Genomic DNA, 14,321 nt, shown 5'->3' with positions numbered 1-14,321 from the left:
TCGTTGGACGTGACTCAGTCGATCACCGCGATCAGGTCGCCGTCCTGGACGACGCCACCCTCGTTGACCGCGAACTGCTCGACCACGCCGCCACTCTCGGCCAGCACCACGTACGGCGCGCCCGTCGATGCCGACGGACGCGCCGTACGTGGTGGCGCCGAGGAGGGCCGCCGTCAGTTGAAGCAGCTGATGCGGACGGTCGCGTTGTAGTAGGTGGGAGTGACCTGGGTCGCGCTGCTGTAGGTCGTGAAGCAGTCGAAGAACGGGTCGAAGCCACTCATCGACGCCCACCGCTCCGCATCGAGTTCGGCCAGCCAGATGGCCTGCGAGGCGATCGAGCTCGACCCCCAGCCGGTGAAGGTGCCGAATCCGGCGGTCCCCTCGGTCGTGGCGGACGCGGGGGCCGCGCCGGCCAGCAGCGACGCGGTGAACGCCCCGGCGACGGCGGTGGCCGCGAGGACCTTGCGGATCGTGCGCATGGCAGCTCCGTTCTGTTGCGGTGGGATACCCGCGAGCCTGCCATCCCAATCGATATTGGTCAATCAGTCGAACGGAAGGGGTCGATCGGGTTGCCCGGGTTTTTCAGTGTCGTCCGATCGGACGCCGACGCGGGCGCGCCCGGTGACGCGCCCGCGTGTTCCCACTGCCCACGGAGTGTCGGAGGACGTCAGTCGATCACCGCGATCAGGTCGCCGTCCTGGACGACGTCACCCTCGTTGACCGCGAGCTGCTGGACCACACCGTCGCTCTCGGCCAGCACCGGGATCTCCATCTTCATCGACTCCAGGATCACCAGCGTGTCCCCTTCGGACACGGTGTCCCCGGCCGACGCGACGACCTTCCAGACATTGGCCACCATCTCGGCGCGGATCTCCTCGGCCATCGGACGGCCCTCCCTCTCCACGGATTGCTTCGCCGTATCCAATCACGTGGCGGCCCCTCCCGGGTCCCACCCGGACCGACCACGCGGCACCTCGGGAGAGTCGGGCCGGCGCCGGGCGGCACGGCCCGTCCGGCCGGATTCCGCCCCACCCGGTACGACGGACGCCAACCGCACTAGCATCAGCGGGTCGGACCGCAGGCGCCGGGAGACCGGTGCAGGGAGCGGCTCCACGGTCGCTCGGCGGCCGACAGAACGTCACGAGGAGGTCACCATGGCGAAGAAGGCCCGTAAGAAGAAGGCCCGTAAGAAGAGCGGCGCCAACCACGGCAAGCGCCCCAACTCCTGACCGTCGGCCACCAACCGCCGGTCGAGCTGACCGGTGGCACGGTGATCGGGTGTCAGGACAGCGGTGGCCCGGGTCGGACTCCGACCCGGGCCACCGGTATGTAGTAATCGTTTCCCAGCCGCCGCGTTCCCGTCCCGCCGGTTTCCCGCCTGGCGGCGTTCCGGGCCGGCGCGCTTCCCGGCCGGCGCGTTTTCCCGTCCGGCCGCGCGGCTGCGGTCGAGAGCTGCGGTCGACTGCGCGGGACCTGCGGTCAGTCGGTCAGTTCGCGGGACTCCGAAGACTCGAAGACCACCAGTTCGCTGATCCGGATCCGCAGCCTCTCACGCAGCTCGACGGGGGCGGTCTCGTTGCCGCAGCAGCGGGCCACCAGCGCCTTGACCTCCTGCTCGATGCCGTACTCCCGCAGGCACGGACCGCACTCGTCCAGGTGCTCGCTGATCAGCCGGCGGCGCTCGTCCGCGCACTCCAGATCCAGGTAGAGGTACATCTCCTCGAGCACCTCGCGGCAGTCCGTCTCGTGCGGCTCACCACAGCTCACGTCACACCTCCCGGCCGGCGCTGGTCGGACCACCGGAGGAACGGGCCGCGGAGAACCCGCGCTCCGCCGCGTAGCGCTCCAGCAGCTTTCGCAGATTACGCCGACCCCGGTGCAGACGGGACATCACGGTGCCGATCGGCGTACCCATGATGTCGGCGACCTCCTTGTACGAGAACCCCTCGACGTCGGTGAGGTAGACGGCCAGCCGGAACTCCTCGGGAAGCTGCTGGAGCGCTTCCTTGACGTCGGTGTCCGGGAGCCGGTCCAGCGCCTCGGTCTCGGCGGAACGCAGGCCGCTGGAGGTGTGCGACTCGGCCTCGGCGAGCTGCCAGTCGGTGATCTCCTCGGTCGGCGCCTGGACCGGCTGCCGCTGCCGCTTCCGGTACGAGTTGATGTAGGTGTTGGTCAGGATCCGGTAGAGCCAGGCCTTGAGGTTCGTCCCCTGCTCGAACTGGTGGAAGGCGGCGTACGCCTTCAGGAACGTCTCCTGGAGCAGGTCCTCGGCGTCGGCCGGGTTGCGGGTCATCCGCAGCGCGGCCGCGTAGAGCTGGTCGACGAAGGGCAGCGCGTCACGCTCGAAGCGCGCCCGGCGCTCGTCCGTCTTCTCGGTGGTCAACCGCGCTTCCCCTCGTGTCGGATGCCTTCTGGCCGAGGATACGCGCAAGTACCTGTCCGTAGATTCACTTTCCGCCGGTGTGCTCGTGCTCACCGCGCCGCGGACCGCCCCGACCGCGGCGGGCCACCCTGGCCCGTCCAGCAGCCGGCGCAGTCGGCGCGCGTCCTGCTCGTCCCGTTCCCGGCTCCGTGTCCCGGTCGACACCCGGTCACCCCCTCAGCTGTCCGCAACCGTCCAGGGGGTGCAACACCGCCTGACCGGCGCAACATTCCGCCCCCGTTCCCGGCCCCAGCGGCACCGGGGGGTGACGTTGGGACCAGGAAGGGCCTGGGAGGGCGGCGCCAGCCACGGGCCGGCACCAATCGATGCAACGACCCGCCGCCGTCGGGGGTCACGGTGGGACCGACCCCGGAGGGAAGCCGGCCCTGGGCAGGCAGCCGGGCCTGGAGGCCCGTCAGGGGTCACCCCAGGGCCCAGCCTCGGGCGTGCAGCCAGTCGAGAACCACGGCGGCGGCCCCCGCCGGATCACGGCGTAGCTCGTGCCGCTCCCCCGGGCGGACCACCACCCGCACCTCGGCTCCGGCGTTCGGCACCCCGAACGGGTCCAGGTCGCCGTTGACGACCAGGGTGGGCAGCCCGGTGTCGAGTTCCGCCGCCCGGGAACGCTCCGGCCGGCCCGGCGGATGCAGCGGAAACGCCAGGGCGACCACGCCGTCCGCGCCGACCGCCCGGGCCGTACGGCAGGCCACCCGCGCGCCGCTGGAGCGTCCACCCACCAGCAGCGTCGGCACGGCGGGGTGGCGGCGGCGCAGTTCGGCCAGCACCGCCGTCCAGGCTTCGTCGAGGTGACCGGCCGGGGCCGGGGCCCGCCGGCCGGCGACGCGATAGGGCTGGGTGACCCGGACGACGAGCACCCCGGCCCGGACCGCCGCGTCGCGGAGCGCGACCAGGTCGGGCGCGTCCACCCCGCCGCCGGCACCGTGTCCGAGCACGAGCAGGCTCGTCGGCTCTCCGGCGGGCGGATCGGTGTCCAGCCACGCTGGCCCCCGGGGCGTCTCGATCTCCACACGGTGCCGCACCGGCCCATTCTGCGCCGGCGCGCCCGACTGCCGTACGTGGTCCCCGTCGGACGAGGGGTCACCCGACCGCCCGGCGGCCTCGCCGGACGCCGTCACCCGGTGGCGGAACGGCGAGGCCGGCTGGTGGCTGGCGAGGCGGCCGGTGGCAGTCCGGCGACGCCGCCCGTCGCGGGCCGGCGAGGCGGCCGGCGGTCGCGATGGCCCGCCCGAGGGTCAGGCGAGCGGCACCAGGGCGAGCAGGTGGTCACGGACCGGCGGGCCGGCCTCGTCAGCCGCGTCCGGGTCCGGCTCCACCTCGCTACGCCAGGCGACGAGCATGGCCCGCCGTTCCCGGGGTGTGGTGCCACCCCACACGCCGTGATAGTCCCCGGCCTCCAACGCCCAGGCCAGGCAGGACCCCTGCACGTCGCAGGTACGGCAGAGCGCGACCGCCGCATCGGCTGGTTCGTTCGGCGCCGGAAAGAACGTCTCCGGATCCACGCTGCGGCAGGTTCCCTTGGTACGCCACGCGTCGTCCTGCCGTCGTTCGCGCAGGGCCCGCAAGAGTCGCGGATCGCGGCGCGCGGCGGCCACTTCGTGCGGGCGGGGCATTCGCGCCCGAGTCATCAACCCACCTCCCCCGTGGGACCGGCCATATCGGCGACAGTCGATCACACGGTGCGATCGACACCCACTACCGGCGCTGTGTTCTATCGCACTTGGACACACGGGGACAAGAGTCTGCCGGAAAAACGGCAAACATTCGTACGACGATTCGCCCGCAACTCTGGCAAATCAGCACCCGACAATGCGCTGACGCGGTTCAGAACAGCGTCATTTCGTCCGCCGTCTCCACGGTGGACGGACGGCGGCGCGGCAGCGGCACACCGGGCACCCGGGCGGTCAGTTCCGGCCCGTCGTTGCGGACGTTGCCCACCGCCGGCCCGACCGGACGGATCTCCAGCCCGGCCAGCCAGTCCTCGTCCGCGCCGAGCAGCGCGGTCGGGTCGGCGGTGGGGGCGAGCCACCGGCCCCACCGCTGCGGCGGGAGGAGCACCGGCATCCGGTCGTGCACGTCGGCCAGCGCGCCCACGGCGGAGGTGGTGAGCACGCTACAGGTGAGCCAGGGGCCGTCCGGGCCCCGCCACACCGACCAGATCCCGGCGAGGGCGAGCACGTCGCCGTCGGTCCGGGTCAGGTAGTAGGGCTGCTTGCCGCCATCGGTACGGGTCCACTCGTACCAGCCGTCGGCGGGAACCAGGCAGCGGCGGCGGGCGAACGGGGTGGCGTACGCCCGGCTGGTCGCGACCGTCTCCGCCCGAGCGTTGATCATGCGCGCCCCGGCGGACGGGGACGTCGCCCACGGCGGCAGCAGCCCCCAACGGGCCAGCGACAGGGCCCGGGTGCCCTTGTCGTCGACCCGGACCACCGGCACGGGTTTCGTCGGCGCGACGTTCCAGTCCGGCCGCAGCCGGCCGTCGGTGTCGTCGTACGCCTCGAAGAGCTGGCTCAGCGCCCCGGAGTCGCGGGTGGTCGCGTACCTGCCGCACATGACGGACACGCTAACCCGCCGGACCGACGCTGGCTGTCCCGTCGGTCAGCGACGACCCGTGCCGCCGACCGGCGACGACCTCGCGCCCGCCGGTCCGGAGACGCTTCACCCCGTCGGCCGTCCCGCCCGTCGAGGGCTGTCCGTCCCGTCCCGCCGGTCGAGGGCTGTCCTCCCGTCCCGCCGGTCGAGGGCCGCCCGCCCCCGGCTCGGCTGGCGGCGGACCTGTCCCGCCAGCCGGGAGACGACGCGACGAGTTCGTCCGCCGGTGCCGGGAACCGGCAGAATGTGACCGTGGGGAATCTGACCGCGACCCGTCCGTTGCAGCCGTGGACCGCGCCGACCGCCAGTGACCCGGTCACGGCCACGCTCCGCCTGCCCGGCTCCAAGTCGCTGACCGCGCGGGCCCTGGTGCTCAGCGCCCTGGCCAACGGCCCGTCCACCCTGTTGGGGGCGCTCCGGGCCCGGGACACCGAACTGATGGCCGGCGCGCTGCGGGCGATGGGCGCGCACATGTCGATCGCCGACGACGACCGGTGGCTGGTCCGGCCGCACCGCCTGGTCGGGCCGGCCCACGTGGACGTCGGCCTGGCCGGCACGGTGATGCGCTTCGTCCCGCCGGTGGCCGGGCTGACCGACGGCCGGGTCACCTTCGACGGCGACCCGGCGGCCCGGACCCGTCCGCTCGGCCCGTTGGTCGAGGCGCTGCGCTCGCTCGGCGTCCGGATCGACATCACCGGCCCGGGGAGCCTACCGCTGACCGTGCTCGGCACCGGCCGGGTGACCGGCGGCGAGGTGGTGATCGACGCCTCCGCGTCCAGCCAACTCGTCTCCGGGCTGCTGCTGGCCGCCGCGCGCTTCGACCGGGGCGTGGTGGTTCGGCACGTGGGTCCACCGGTCCCCTCCGCGCCGCACCTGCGGATGACCGTGCAGATGCTCCGGGCCGCCGGGGCGGCCGTGGACGACGGCACGCCGGACGTCTGGACGGTCGAGCCCGGTCCGCTCAGCGGGCGGGTCTGGGAGATCGAGCCGGACCTCTCCGGTGCGGTGCCCTTCTTCGCCGCCGCCCTGGTCACCGGCGGTGAGGTCACCCTGCGCGGCTGGCCGCGCAGCAGCGCCCAGCCGGTCGAGCGGCTGCGCTCGCTGCTGCACGAGATGGGCGGGCAGGTGAGCCTCTCCACCGCCGGGTTGACCGTCCGGGGCACCGGCCGGGTGCACGGCATCACCGGCGACCTCTCCGACGTCAGCGAGCTGACCCCGGTACTGACCGCGCTCGCCATGCTCGCCGACTCCCCGTCGACGTTCACCGGGATCGGGCACATCCGGGGTCACGAGACCGACCGGATCGCCGCGCTGGCCCGCGAGTTCACCACGCTCGGCGCGGACGTCACCGAGTCCGCCGACGGGCTGGAGATCCGCCCCCGGCCGCTGCGCGGCGGGATCTTCCACACCTACCACGACCACCGGATGGCGCACGCCGCCGCGGTGACCGGGCTGGCCGTGCCGGGCGTCGAACTCGACGACGTGTCGTGCACCTCCAAGACCATGCCGGAGTTCCCGGCACTATGGTCAGGGATGGTGACCGGGGGAACTGACGGACAGGGGGCGGTCCTGGCGACCAGACGACGCGAGTACGACGAGGAGGACGTCCGGGTCCGACCCGGCAGGTCCTCGCGTCCACGTACCCGAACCCGCCCCCGGCACGCCGACGCCGTCGACGGGTTCGTGGTCGCCGTCGACCGGGGCCGGTACACCTGCGTGCTCCCCGACGACGGCCCGGACGGGCCCACCATCACCGCGATGCGCGCCCGCGAGCTGGGCCGCCGGTCGGTGGTGGTCGGCGACCGGGTCGGGTTGGTCGGCGACACCTCCGGGGCACCCGGCGCGTTGGCCCGGATAGTCCGGATCGCCGAACGCAGCTCGGTGCTGCGACGCACCGCCGACGACGACGAGACCACCCCCGAGGGGCGGCTGGAGCGGGTCGTGGTGGCCAACGCCGACCAGTTGGTGATCGTCAGCTCGCTGTCCGACCCGCCGCCGCGTACCGGCTTCATCGACCGCTGCCTGGTCGCCGCGTACGACGCCGACGTCGAGCCGCTGCTCTGCCTCACCAAGGCCGACCTGGCCGGTCCGGAGGCGGTCCTCGACTACTACGCCGAGCTGGACCTGCCGCACGTGCTCGTCCGGCCGGACTCCGACCTGACCCGGGTACGCGAGCTGCTCGCCGGGCGGATCTCGGTGCTGGTCGGGCACTCCGGTGTGGGCAAGTCGACGCTGGTCAACCGGCTGGTGCCGGCGGCCGACCGGGCGGTGGGCACGGTCAGCGCGATCGGTCGGGGCCGGCACACGTCGACCAGCGCGGTGGCGCTGCGGCTGACCCCGGTGCCCGGCAGCGACGCCGACCCCGGCTGGATCGTCGACACACCCGGGGTGCGCAGCTTCGGCCTGGCACACGTGTCGGCGGAGAGCCTGCTGCACGGCTTCCCCGACCTGGTGGAGGCGACCGCCGACTGCCCGGCCAACTGCGAGCACACCGCCGACCAGGAGAACTGCGCGCTGGACGCCTGGGTGGCCGCCGGAAAGGCGGATCCGCGCCGACTGGCGTCGTACCGCCGGCTGCTCGCCTCGCGCGCCGGGGAGACCGACCCACGGGCGGAGACCGACCCGCCGGCCCCGGCCTGACCCCGGGCGGCGCGGTCTGACCCGGGCGGCGCGGTCTGACCCGGGCGGCGCGGTCTGACCCGGGCGGCGCGGTCTGACCCGGGCGGCGCTACCGTCTCCCCATGCCCGGGTACGCCGACGACCTCGCCCTCGCCCACCGGCTCGCCGACGCGGCCGACGCCGTCTCCACGGCCCGGTTCCGCGCGCTCGACCTGCGGGTCGAGGCGAAGCCCGACCTGACCCCGGTCTCCGACGCGGACACCGCCGTGGAACGGGAGATCCGCGCTCTGCTCGCCGCGCACCGCCCAGCGGACGGCCTGGTCGGCGAGGAGTACGGCGAGCAGCCGGCGACCGGCCCGGCGGGACGGCGCTGGGTGGTCGACCCGATCGACGGCACCAAGAACTTCGTCCGGGGGGTGCCGATCTGGGCCACCCTGATCGCGTTGCTGGAGGGCGACCAGCCGGTGCTCGGCCTGGTCTCCGCCCCGGCCCTCGGACGGCGCTGGTGGGCGGCGCGCGGCGCGGGCGCGTACGCCGGCCCGGACGCGGTGCACGGCGAGCCGATCCGGGTCTCCCGGGTGAGCCGCCTCGCCGACGCGAGTTTCTGCTACGCCTCGCTGGACGGCTGGGAGGCGACCGGCCGGCTGGACGCGATGCTCCAGATCATGCGGGACACCTGGCGCAGCCGGGCGTACGGGGACTTCTACGGCTACATGCTGCTGGCCGAGGGCGCACTGGACGTGATGGTCGAGCCGGAGCTGTCGCTGTGGGACATCGCCGCGCTGGTGCCCATCGTCACCGAGGCCGGCGGCACCCTCACCGACCTGGCCGGCGCCCCCGCTCCCGGTGACGGCAGCTCCGTGGCGACCAACGGCACCCTGCACCCGGACATCCTCGACCGGCTCCGTCGGCCTGCCGAGCGCTGACCCGGGACACCATCTATCCTCGCCGGGTGTCTTCCTCTGGTTGGTGTTTCCTCGCGGCGATGATCGTCGCGTACGGCATCGCCAACCTCCTCCAGTCCGTCGCCGCCACGCGGACGACCGTGCACCACAGCTTCCACCCGGGGCTGCTGCTGCGGCTGGCCTGCCACCCCACGTACCTGGTCGGGCTCTTCTGTCAGGTGGCCGGTTTCGTGCTGGCCTTCCTGGCCCGACGGGACCTGCCGTTGTTCCTGGTCCAGGCCAGCGTGGCCGCCGGGCTGGGGGTCACCGCGGTGCTCGGCGTGCTGGTGTTGAAATGGCGGCTACCGAGGGCCGAGGTGGCGCTGCTCGGCCTGCTCTTCGGTGGCATCACCGCGCTGGTGCTGGCCGCCCGTCCCGCCCCGTCCCGGCAGCTCGGCGCGGCCGGGCTGGTCGGCCTGACGGTCGCCCTGGCCGGCGTCGCGCTGCTCGGCTTCTTCGCGGTACGCCTGCACGGCGCGCCGGGCTCGGTGGCGCTCGGCTCCCTCGCCGGGCTGGCCTTCTCCGCCGCCGCGGTGGCCGCCCGCCCGCTGGCGTCGGCGGACTCGACGGAGGCGTTCCTCCGTGACCCGCTGCTCTACCTGCTGATCGCGCACTCGCTGGTCGGGCAGCTCCTGCTCGGGCTGGCCATGCAGCGCGGGTCGACCACGGCGGCGGTGGCCGCGATGGACGCCGCCGGGGCGGTGCCCGCCGCGATCGTCGGTCTGCTGCTGCTCAACGACAAGATCTGGCCCGGCCGGGAGTGGCTGGCCGCCGTCGGTTTCCTGGGCACGCTGGTCGCGGTGATCGGGCTGACCCGGTACGCCGAACCGCAGCACCACCGGCCGGCCGCCGAGCGCCGCACCCGCCCGACACTCCCCATCGCCCGGGTGCCGGGGGGTGCGGGTGCTGCTGCTGGTGCTGGTGCTGAGGTGGTAGCAGGGGTCCCCTCCTCATCACCAGGCGGGAACAGGGGACCCCTGCTACCAACCCGGCACGGCGCGCGCCCACACGTTTCTCACGCCTCCACCGGTTTGCGGCGGCCGACCACCCGTTCGTAGAGCCGCTCCAGCGCACCGGCCGTCCGTTCCCAGGTATAGCTGCACCGCACCCGGTCCACCGCCGCGTGTCCGTAGGCGAACCGGCCGGCGTGGTCGGCGAGCAGGCGACGCAGGGCCATCCCCAGGGCGCGAACCTCGCCGGGCGGCACCAGTTTGCCGGTGACCTCGTCCACCACGGCGTCGGCGATCCCGCCCCGGGCGTAGCCGACCACCGGCACGCCGCACGCCATCGCCTCCAGGGACACCCGACCGGCGGAGGCGTAGTGCGGGGTGCAGGCGACCACGTCGGCCGACCGGTACCAGGTGGCCATCTGGTCGTGCGGCACGTCACCGACCAGGTGTACCTGCTCGGCGACGCCGGCCCGTTCGGCCAGCTCGCGCAGCCGGCGGGCCTCGGCGTGGCCGTCGAGCCGCTCGGCCGGCGGTCCCCCGGCGATCACCAGTTCCGCGTCACCGACCAGGCGCAACGCCCGGACCAGGTCGTCGTGGCCGCTGGACGGCGTCAGCCCGCCGACGGTGAGGATCCGGGGCCGCTGGTCCCGGGGCGCGGCTTCCCCGTCCGGGTGGAACTGCTCGGTGTCCACCCCGGTGGGCACCAGCGCCACCGAGGCCCGTTGCAGCCCCATCCGGGTCAGTTCGTCGACCTCGTCGTTGCACTGGGCGACGGCCATGTCCACCGCGCGGGTCAGCGCCCGCTCCAGCGGGATCCGCTCCCCCGGGCCGGCGTACTCCCGGCCGAGGTGGCGCAGTTGCTCGATGCCGAGGGAGTGGAAGGTCTGGACCACCGGCACGTCGGTGCCCCGGGCGGCGTGCGCGGCGGCCAGTCCACCGACCCAGTAGTGCCCGTGCGCCACGTCGGGACGCCAGTCGCCGGCCCATCGGTCGGTCAGCCACTGTCCGAACTCGGCCACGTGGGGCACCAGCCGGGCGGTGGGGGTGGGCGAGGGCGGCCCGACCGGGACCAGCTCCAGCCGGTAGCCGTCCTGGTCCAGGAACGCGGGCGCGTCGGGGTCGTCGCGTCGTTCGTAGACCCGTACGTCGTGGCCCCGGCCGGCCAGTTCGGCGGCGATCCGGGCGATGTGCTGGTGGGTGCCGACGACCGGGCCGTCGGCACGCCGGCCCGGCCCGGCGTGCGCACAGACTAGGCCGACGAGCATGGTCACCTCCATGCGATCACGAGCTACGGTCCTCCGGTCAGAGGGTCCCATTAACCTGGGGCCAAGGAGTCGAAACCTGGCAGATCAGGATCGGTCGGACCAGTCGCGCCCCGCGTGCCAGCCGACCCGAGGGCGACCCGCGTGGCCGGCGGCAGGGCCGGATGGCCGGCCATGCCGGCGGCGAGGCCGGATCGCCGCCACCCTCGACGGCAGGCATGCAACCGGCGGACCGGGGTACGGGTGGAGGATGCCTCTCACCCGCAGCCTCGACGAGTCGACCGTGGTGGTCACCGGCGCGTCCAGCGGCATCGGTGCGGCCACCGCCTGCGCGTTGGCCCGCCGGGGCGCCGACGTGGTGCTCGCCGCGCGCAGCGCGGGCGCCCTGGCGGAGGTGGCCGAGCGTTGCCGGCGGCTGGGCGGCCGGGCGCTGGTCCTCCCCACCGACGTCACCGACCCGGAGCGGGTCGGGCACCTCGCCGCCCGCGCGGCGGCCGAGTTCGGCCGGATCGACGCCTGGGTGAACAACGCGGCGGTCAGCGCGGTGGGGCTGTTCGACGAGATCCCGGCCGACGAGTTCCGCCGGGTGGTGGAGGTGAACCTGCTCGGCGTGGTGCACGGCACCCGGGCCGCGCTGCCGCACCTGCTCGCTGCCGGCGGCGGGGTGGTGGTCAACAACGCCTCGGTGCTGGCCGAGGTGGCGATGCCGTACCAGTCGGCTTACAACGCCACCAAGCACGGGGTCCGGGGGTTCGCCGACACGGTCCGGCAGGAGCTCCGGGTCACCGGCCGGCACACTGTCTCGATCTGCACCGTGCTGCCGGCCAGCATCGACACGCCGTTCTTCGCGCACGCGGCGAACCACACCGGCCGGGAGCTGGCCCCGCCACCGCCGGTCTACCCGCCGGGTCTGGTGGCGGAGACGATCGTCCGGCTGATCCGCCGGCCCCGCCGGGAGGCGTACGCGGGCGGGGCCGCCCGCCTGCTCGGCCTGCAGTGGCGGATGGCCCCGGCGCTGACCGAACGGGCCCTCGGCTGGTACGCCGCGCATACCCAACTCGGCGCGGCGGCCCACCCCGACGACAGCGGCAACGTGTTCCGCGCCGACGCCACGGCCGAGCCGGAGGGCGGCTGGCACGGTCGCCGCCGGCAGCTGGTCCGGATGGGCACCGCGCTCGGCCTGGCCGCCGCCGGCACCGCCGTCGTCCTGGCCCGACGGGTCCGGTCCGGCCCATGAACCGACCGCCCGACCGACCGGATGCGCGTCCCCCAGGTGGCGTGCACAATAGGGCAACTATGCCGACGGACGTGCGATGCCAGGTGGAGACGGACGGGCCGGCGCTGGTTCGGCTGACCGGCGTGCTCGACCGCACCGACGTCGGCACGGTGCGGGACACGCTGCTCGCCCGACTCGGCGACCACACCGGCCCGGTGGTGGTGGATCTCTCCGGGCTCCGGATCACCGACCCCACCGTCCGTACGGTGTTCACCGAGGTACGCCGGACCATCGCCGACTGGCCCGCGGCGGACCTGCTGGTCTGCGATCCGGCCGGCGGCTGGACGGTCGACGGGGCTCCGGTCTGGTCGAGCCCGGCCCTGGCGCTCGCCGGCCTGCCGTCCGGGGGGTCGCTCACCGTGGACCTGGCCCCCACCGTCGGCGCGGCGCGGCAGGCCCGCGAGTTGGTCACCGCCGGCTGCGCCCGGTGGGACCTGGCCGACCTGGTGGAGGCGGCGACCATCGCGGTCACCGAGATGGTCAACAACGTGGTGGCCCACGCGCGGACCGCGATGACGGTACGGCTCGCCCCCGGTCACCGCGTGCTGCGGCTGGGCGTACGGGACCACAGCCCGCACACGCCCCGCTTCACCGGGCAGGCTCCGCTCACCTCGACCGGCGGCCGGGGACTGCTGCTGATCGACACGGTGGCCCGCCGCTGGGGATGCACCCCGCTGCGGGACGGAAAGCTGGTCTGGGCGGTGCTGCACGCCGAGGACGAGGCCGGTCTGCCCGGTTAGTCCCCCGGTGGGGTCGGCTCCGGCCCACCGGACGCGGTTATCCCGGGTGGGCAGTGGGTAGTGATCAGCCATGCGCGACGACCAGTACCCGACCCCGGTGTCCGATCCGGAGGCGGAGGGCCTGCCCGACACCGCCGACGACGACTCCACCGCCAACGACGACGTCGAGACCGGTCGCGAGGCGGACGGTCCGGAGCCGGCGCAACTGCCCGGTGACCGTACGCCGGTGGCCGTGGACCGGTTCGGGGCCACCGCCCAGGAACAGCTCGACGGCGAATCGCTGGACTACAAGCTCGACCGCGAACAGTACGAGCGTCCGGCCGACGACCCGCTGGCGGGGCCGGTCGACCCGGACATCGCGGCCGAGGCGGACAGTGAGGAGGCCGCCGCGCAGGCCCAACTCGACGCCGACGTGGTGAACGCCGGCCCGACCTCCGACCCGCACTCCCCGGTCTCCCTCTACGACCACGGTCAGCTCGGCGGGGTCGCCGACGCCCAGGTCGGTCGGCTCGTCGAGCCGGACGAGGGGGTACGCAGCGACAGCGAGACCGACTCCGTCGCGTACGACGCCGGGTCGGCCGGGGGCGGCGCGAGCGCCGAGGAGCTGGCCGTCCACGAGACCCGCCCGCCCGAGTCACACTGACCCCGCGCCGCCGCCCTCTGCCGCGCCCGCCCTCTGCCGCGCACGACATACGGCAGAACGGGCTGTCAGCGGCCTTCGACACCCCGTTCTGCCGCATCCCGAGCCGGCCCGGGTCCCGAGGTCGCGGGGGGCGCGGTCAGTCGTCGAGGCCGCGGGCGATCGCGTAGCGGGTCAGCTCGACCCGGTTGTGCAGGTGCAGCTTGCCCAGTGTGTTCTGCACGTGGTTCTGCACCGTCCGGTGCGAGAGCCCCAGCCGCTCGGCGATCTGCTTGTACGACAGCCCCTTGGCGACCAGGCGCAGCACTTCGGTCTCCCGGTCGGTGAGCCGGGGCGTGCCGCCGTCACCGGCTGGTGCTCCGGGCCGGGCGGCCAGTCTCCGGTACTCGCCGAGCACCAGACCGGCCAGTCCCGGGGTGAAGACGGCCTCACCGCGCGCGGTGCACCGGACGGCGTCCAGGAACTCCGCCACGGCGGCCGACTTGAGCAGGTACCCGGTGGCGCCCGCCTTCACCGCCTCCAGCACGTCCTGTTCCTCGCCGCTGGCGGAGAGCATCAGCACTCGCACCTCGGGCAGCGCCGCCCGCAGGCCCCGGATCACCTCGACCCCGCCCGCGTCCGGTAGGTGCAGGTCGAGGACGACCACGTCGGGTCGGGCCGCGGAGGCGATCCGGACGGCCTGGTGGCCCTCCCCGGTGGTGGCCACCACCAGATGCCCCGCCTCGGTCAGGTCGCGCGCCACCCCGTGCCGCCACATCGGGTGGTCGTCGACCACCATCACCCGGACCGCCTCGACCTCGCCCATGCCGCCACCCTAGGCCGCCGCCGCGACCCCCGTCCCGGTCGGGCACGCCGACC

Annotated in this window: 16 protein-coding genes and 2 pseudogenes; 8 read left to right on the top strand and 10 right to left on the bottom strand. The window is 74.1% G+C overall.

Annotated features, from left to right (window positions below):
* Positions 1-14 precede the first annotated feature (14 nt).
* The 3 genes and pseudogenes from GA0074692_RS34360 to GA0074692_RS30485 form a co-directional block, all read right to left on the bottom strand.
* A pseudogene (locus GA0074692_RS34360) lies at positions 15-107 on the bottom strand (biotin/lipoyl-binding carrier protein); the annotation flags it as partial.
* 66 nt (positions 108-173) lie between these two features.
* A complete protein-coding gene (locus GA0074692_RS30490; RefSeq protein WP_091650905.1) occupies positions 174-479 on the bottom strand; it encodes a hypothetical protein in 306 nt (101 codons plus the stop codon).
* Positions 480-667: 188 nt separating this feature from the next.
* Positions 668-883, bottom strand: a complete 216-nt coding sequence (locus tag GA0074692_RS30485) for a biotin/lipoyl-binding carrier protein (protein ID WP_091650902.1) — start codon at positions 881-883, stop codon at positions 668-670.
* A 271-nt stretch (positions 884-1,154) separates the two neighbouring features.
* Between GA0074692_RS30485 and GA0074692_RS37065 the strand changes: the two genes are divergently transcribed.
* On the top strand, positions 1,155-1,229 hold the full coding sequence (locus GA0074692_RS37065; protein ID WP_369700219.1) for a 50S ribosomal protein bL37: 75 nt from the start codon (positions 1,155-1,157) through the stop codon (positions 1,227-1,229).
* Positions 1,230-1,479: 250 nt separating this feature from the next.
* Here the strand turns inward: GA0074692_RS37065 and rsrA are convergent, their stop codons facing one another.
* The 5 genes from rsrA to GA0074692_RS30460 all read right to left on the bottom strand — a co-directional run bounded on the left by rsrA (position 1,480) and on the right by GA0074692_RS30460 (position 4,993).
* A complete protein-coding gene (rsrA, locus tag GA0074692_RS30480) occupies positions 1,480-1,767 on the bottom strand; it encodes a mycothiol system anti-sigma-R factor (RefSeq protein WP_091650899.1) in 288 nt (95 codons plus the stop codon).
* A gap of 1 nt (position 1,768) precedes the next feature.
* Positions 1,769-2,587: a sigma-70 family RNA polymerase sigma factor gene (locus GA0074692_RS30475; RefSeq protein ID WP_091650896.1), complete on the bottom strand. Its 819-nt coding sequence runs from the start codon at positions 2,585-2,587 to the stop codon at positions 1,769-1,771.
* A gap of 257 nt (positions 2,588-2,844) precedes the next feature.
* A complete protein-coding gene (locus GA0074692_RS30470) occupies positions 2,845-3,462 on the bottom strand; it encodes an alpha/beta hydrolase family protein (RefSeq protein ID WP_091654334.1) in 618 nt (205 codons plus the stop codon).
* A 213-nt stretch (positions 3,463-3,675) separates the two neighbouring features.
* Complete coding sequence (locus tag GA0074692_RS30465) at positions 3,676-4,068, bottom strand: WhiB family transcriptional regulator (RefSeq protein ID WP_091650891.1); 393 nt, start codon at positions 4,066-4,068, stop codon at positions 3,676-3,678.
* Positions 4,069-4,264: 196 nt separating this feature from the next.
* Positions 4,265-4,993: an SOS response-associated peptidase gene (locus GA0074692_RS30460; RefSeq protein ID WP_091654331.1), complete on the bottom strand. Its 729-nt coding sequence runs from the start codon at positions 4,991-4,993 to the stop codon at positions 4,265-4,267.
* A 291-nt stretch (positions 4,994-5,284) separates the two neighbouring features.
* On the opposite strand from GA0074692_RS30460, the pseudogene aroA reads away from it, so the two are divergent.
* From aroA to GA0074692_RS30445, 4 genes and pseudogenes are all read left to right on the top strand, one after another.
* A pseudogene (gene aroA / locus GA0074692_RS35095) lies at positions 5,285-6,577 on the top strand (3-phosphoshikimate 1-carboxyvinyltransferase); the annotation flags it as partial.
* Complete coding sequence (gene rsgA / locus GA0074692_RS35090; RefSeq protein WP_176738751.1) at positions 6,566-7,672, top strand: ribosome small subunit-dependent GTPase A; 1,107 nt, start codon at positions 6,566-6,568, stop codon at positions 7,670-7,672. The pseudogene aroA and the gene rsgA, both read left to right, overlap by 12 nt.
* Before the next feature lie 101 nt (positions 7,673-7,773).
* Complete coding sequence (gene hisN, locus GA0074692_RS30450; RefSeq protein WP_091650888.1) at positions 7,774-8,577, top strand: histidinol-phosphatase; 804 nt, start codon at positions 7,774-7,776, stop codon at positions 8,575-8,577.
* A gap of 59 nt (positions 8,578-8,636) precedes the next feature.
* The gene (locus tag GA0074692_RS30445) at positions 8,637-9,653 is read left to right on the top strand and encodes a DUF3999 domain-containing protein (protein ID WP_245730783.1); all 1,017 of its coding nucleotides are present in this window, start codon (positions 8,637-8,639) and stop codon (positions 9,651-9,653) included.
* On the opposite strand, the gene GA0074692_RS30440 is transcribed toward GA0074692_RS30445, so the two are convergent.
* Positions 9,611-10,810 (bottom strand): glycosyltransferase, encoded by a 1,200-nt coding sequence (locus GA0074692_RS30440; protein ID WP_091654326.1) that lies wholly within the window; start codon positions 10,808-10,810, stop codon positions 9,611-9,613. The genes GA0074692_RS30445 and GA0074692_RS30440 overlap by 43 nt on opposite strands.
* A gap of 247 nt (positions 10,811-11,057) precedes the next feature.
* Between GA0074692_RS30440 and GA0074692_RS30435 the strand changes: the two genes are divergently transcribed.
* From GA0074692_RS30435 to GA0074692_RS30425, 3 genes are all read left to right on the top strand, one after another.
* Positions 11,058-12,044, top strand: a complete 987-nt coding sequence (locus tag GA0074692_RS30435; protein ID WP_091650884.1) for an SDR family oxidoreductase — start codon at positions 11,058-11,060, stop codon at positions 12,042-12,044.
* A gap of 59 nt (positions 12,045-12,103) precedes the next feature.
* Positions 12,104-12,823: an ATP-binding protein gene (locus tag GA0074692_RS30430; RefSeq protein WP_245730524.1), complete on the top strand. Its 720-nt coding sequence runs from the start codon at positions 12,104-12,106 to the stop codon at positions 12,821-12,823.
* A 70-nt stretch (positions 12,824-12,893) separates the two neighbouring features.
* On the top strand, positions 12,894-13,466 hold the full coding sequence (locus GA0074692_RS30425; RefSeq protein ID WP_091650876.1) for a DUF5709 domain-containing protein: 573 nt from the start codon (positions 12,894-12,896) through the stop codon (positions 13,464-13,466).
* A gap of 136 nt (positions 13,467-13,602) precedes the next feature.
* On the opposite strand, the gene GA0074692_RS30420 is transcribed toward GA0074692_RS30425, so the two are convergent.
* Positions 13,603-14,268 (bottom strand): response regulator, encoded by a 666-nt coding sequence (locus GA0074692_RS30420; protein WP_091650873.1) that lies wholly within the window; start codon positions 14,266-14,268, stop codon positions 13,603-13,605.
* Positions 14,269-14,321 lie beyond the last annotated feature (53 nt).

The organism is Micromonospora pallida (genome assembly GCF_900090325.1).
GTDB lineage: Bacteria > Actinomycetota > Actinomycetes > Mycobacteriales > Micromonosporaceae > Micromonospora > Micromonospora pallida.
This window is presented reverse-complemented; position numbering and strand designations above follow the sequence as displayed.

Excerpts from the sequence above, each read along its gene's own strand:
- hisN (WP_091650888.1), top strand. The coding sequence starts at position 7,774 with ATGCCCGGGTACGCCGACGACCTCGCCCTCGCCCACCGGCTCGCCGAC.
- GA0074692_RS30485 (WP_091650902.1), bottom strand. The coding sequence starts at position 883 with ATGGCCGAGGAGATCCGCGCCGAGATGGTGGCCAATGTCTGGAAGGTC.
- GA0074692_RS30490 (WP_091650905.1), bottom strand. The coding sequence starts at position 479 with ATGCGCACGATCCGCAAGGTCCTCGCGGCCACCGCCGTCGCCGGGGCG.
- GA0074692_RS30445 (WP_245730783.1), top strand. The coding sequence starts at position 8,637 with ATGATCGTCGCGTACGGCATCGCCAACCTCCTCCAGTCCGTCGCCGCC.
- GA0074692_RS30430 (WP_245730524.1), top strand. The coding sequence starts at position 12,104 with ATGCCGACGGACGTGCGATGCCAGGTGGAGACGGACGGGCCGGCGCTG.
- GA0074692_RS30440 (WP_091654326.1), bottom strand. The coding sequence starts at position 10,810 with ATGCTCGTCGGCCTAGTCTGTGCGCACGCCGGGCCGGGCCGGCGTGCC.
- GA0074692_RS30465 (WP_091650891.1), bottom strand. The coding sequence starts at position 4,068 with ATGACTCGGGCGCGAATGCCCCGCCCGCACGAAGTGGCCGCCGCGCGC.
- GA0074692_RS30420 (WP_091650873.1), bottom strand. The coding sequence starts at position 14,268 with ATGGGCGAGGTCGAGGCGGTCCGGGTGATGGTGGTCGACGACCACCCG.
- GA0074692_RS30425 (WP_091650876.1), top strand. The coding sequence starts at position 12,894 with ATGCGCGACGACCAGTACCCGACCCCGGTGTCCGATCCGGAGGCGGAG.
- GA0074692_RS30435 (WP_091650884.1), top strand. The coding sequence starts at position 11,058 with ATGCCTCTCACCCGCAGCCTCGACGAGTCGACCGTGGTGGTCACCGGC.
- rsgA (WP_176738751.1), top strand. The coding sequence starts at position 6,566 with ATGGTGACCGGGGGAACTGACGGACAGGGGGCGGTCCTGGCGACCAGA.
- GA0074692_RS30460 (WP_091654331.1), bottom strand. The coding sequence starts at position 4,993 with ATGTGCGGCAGGTACGCGACCACCCGCGACTCCGGGGCGCTGAGCCAG.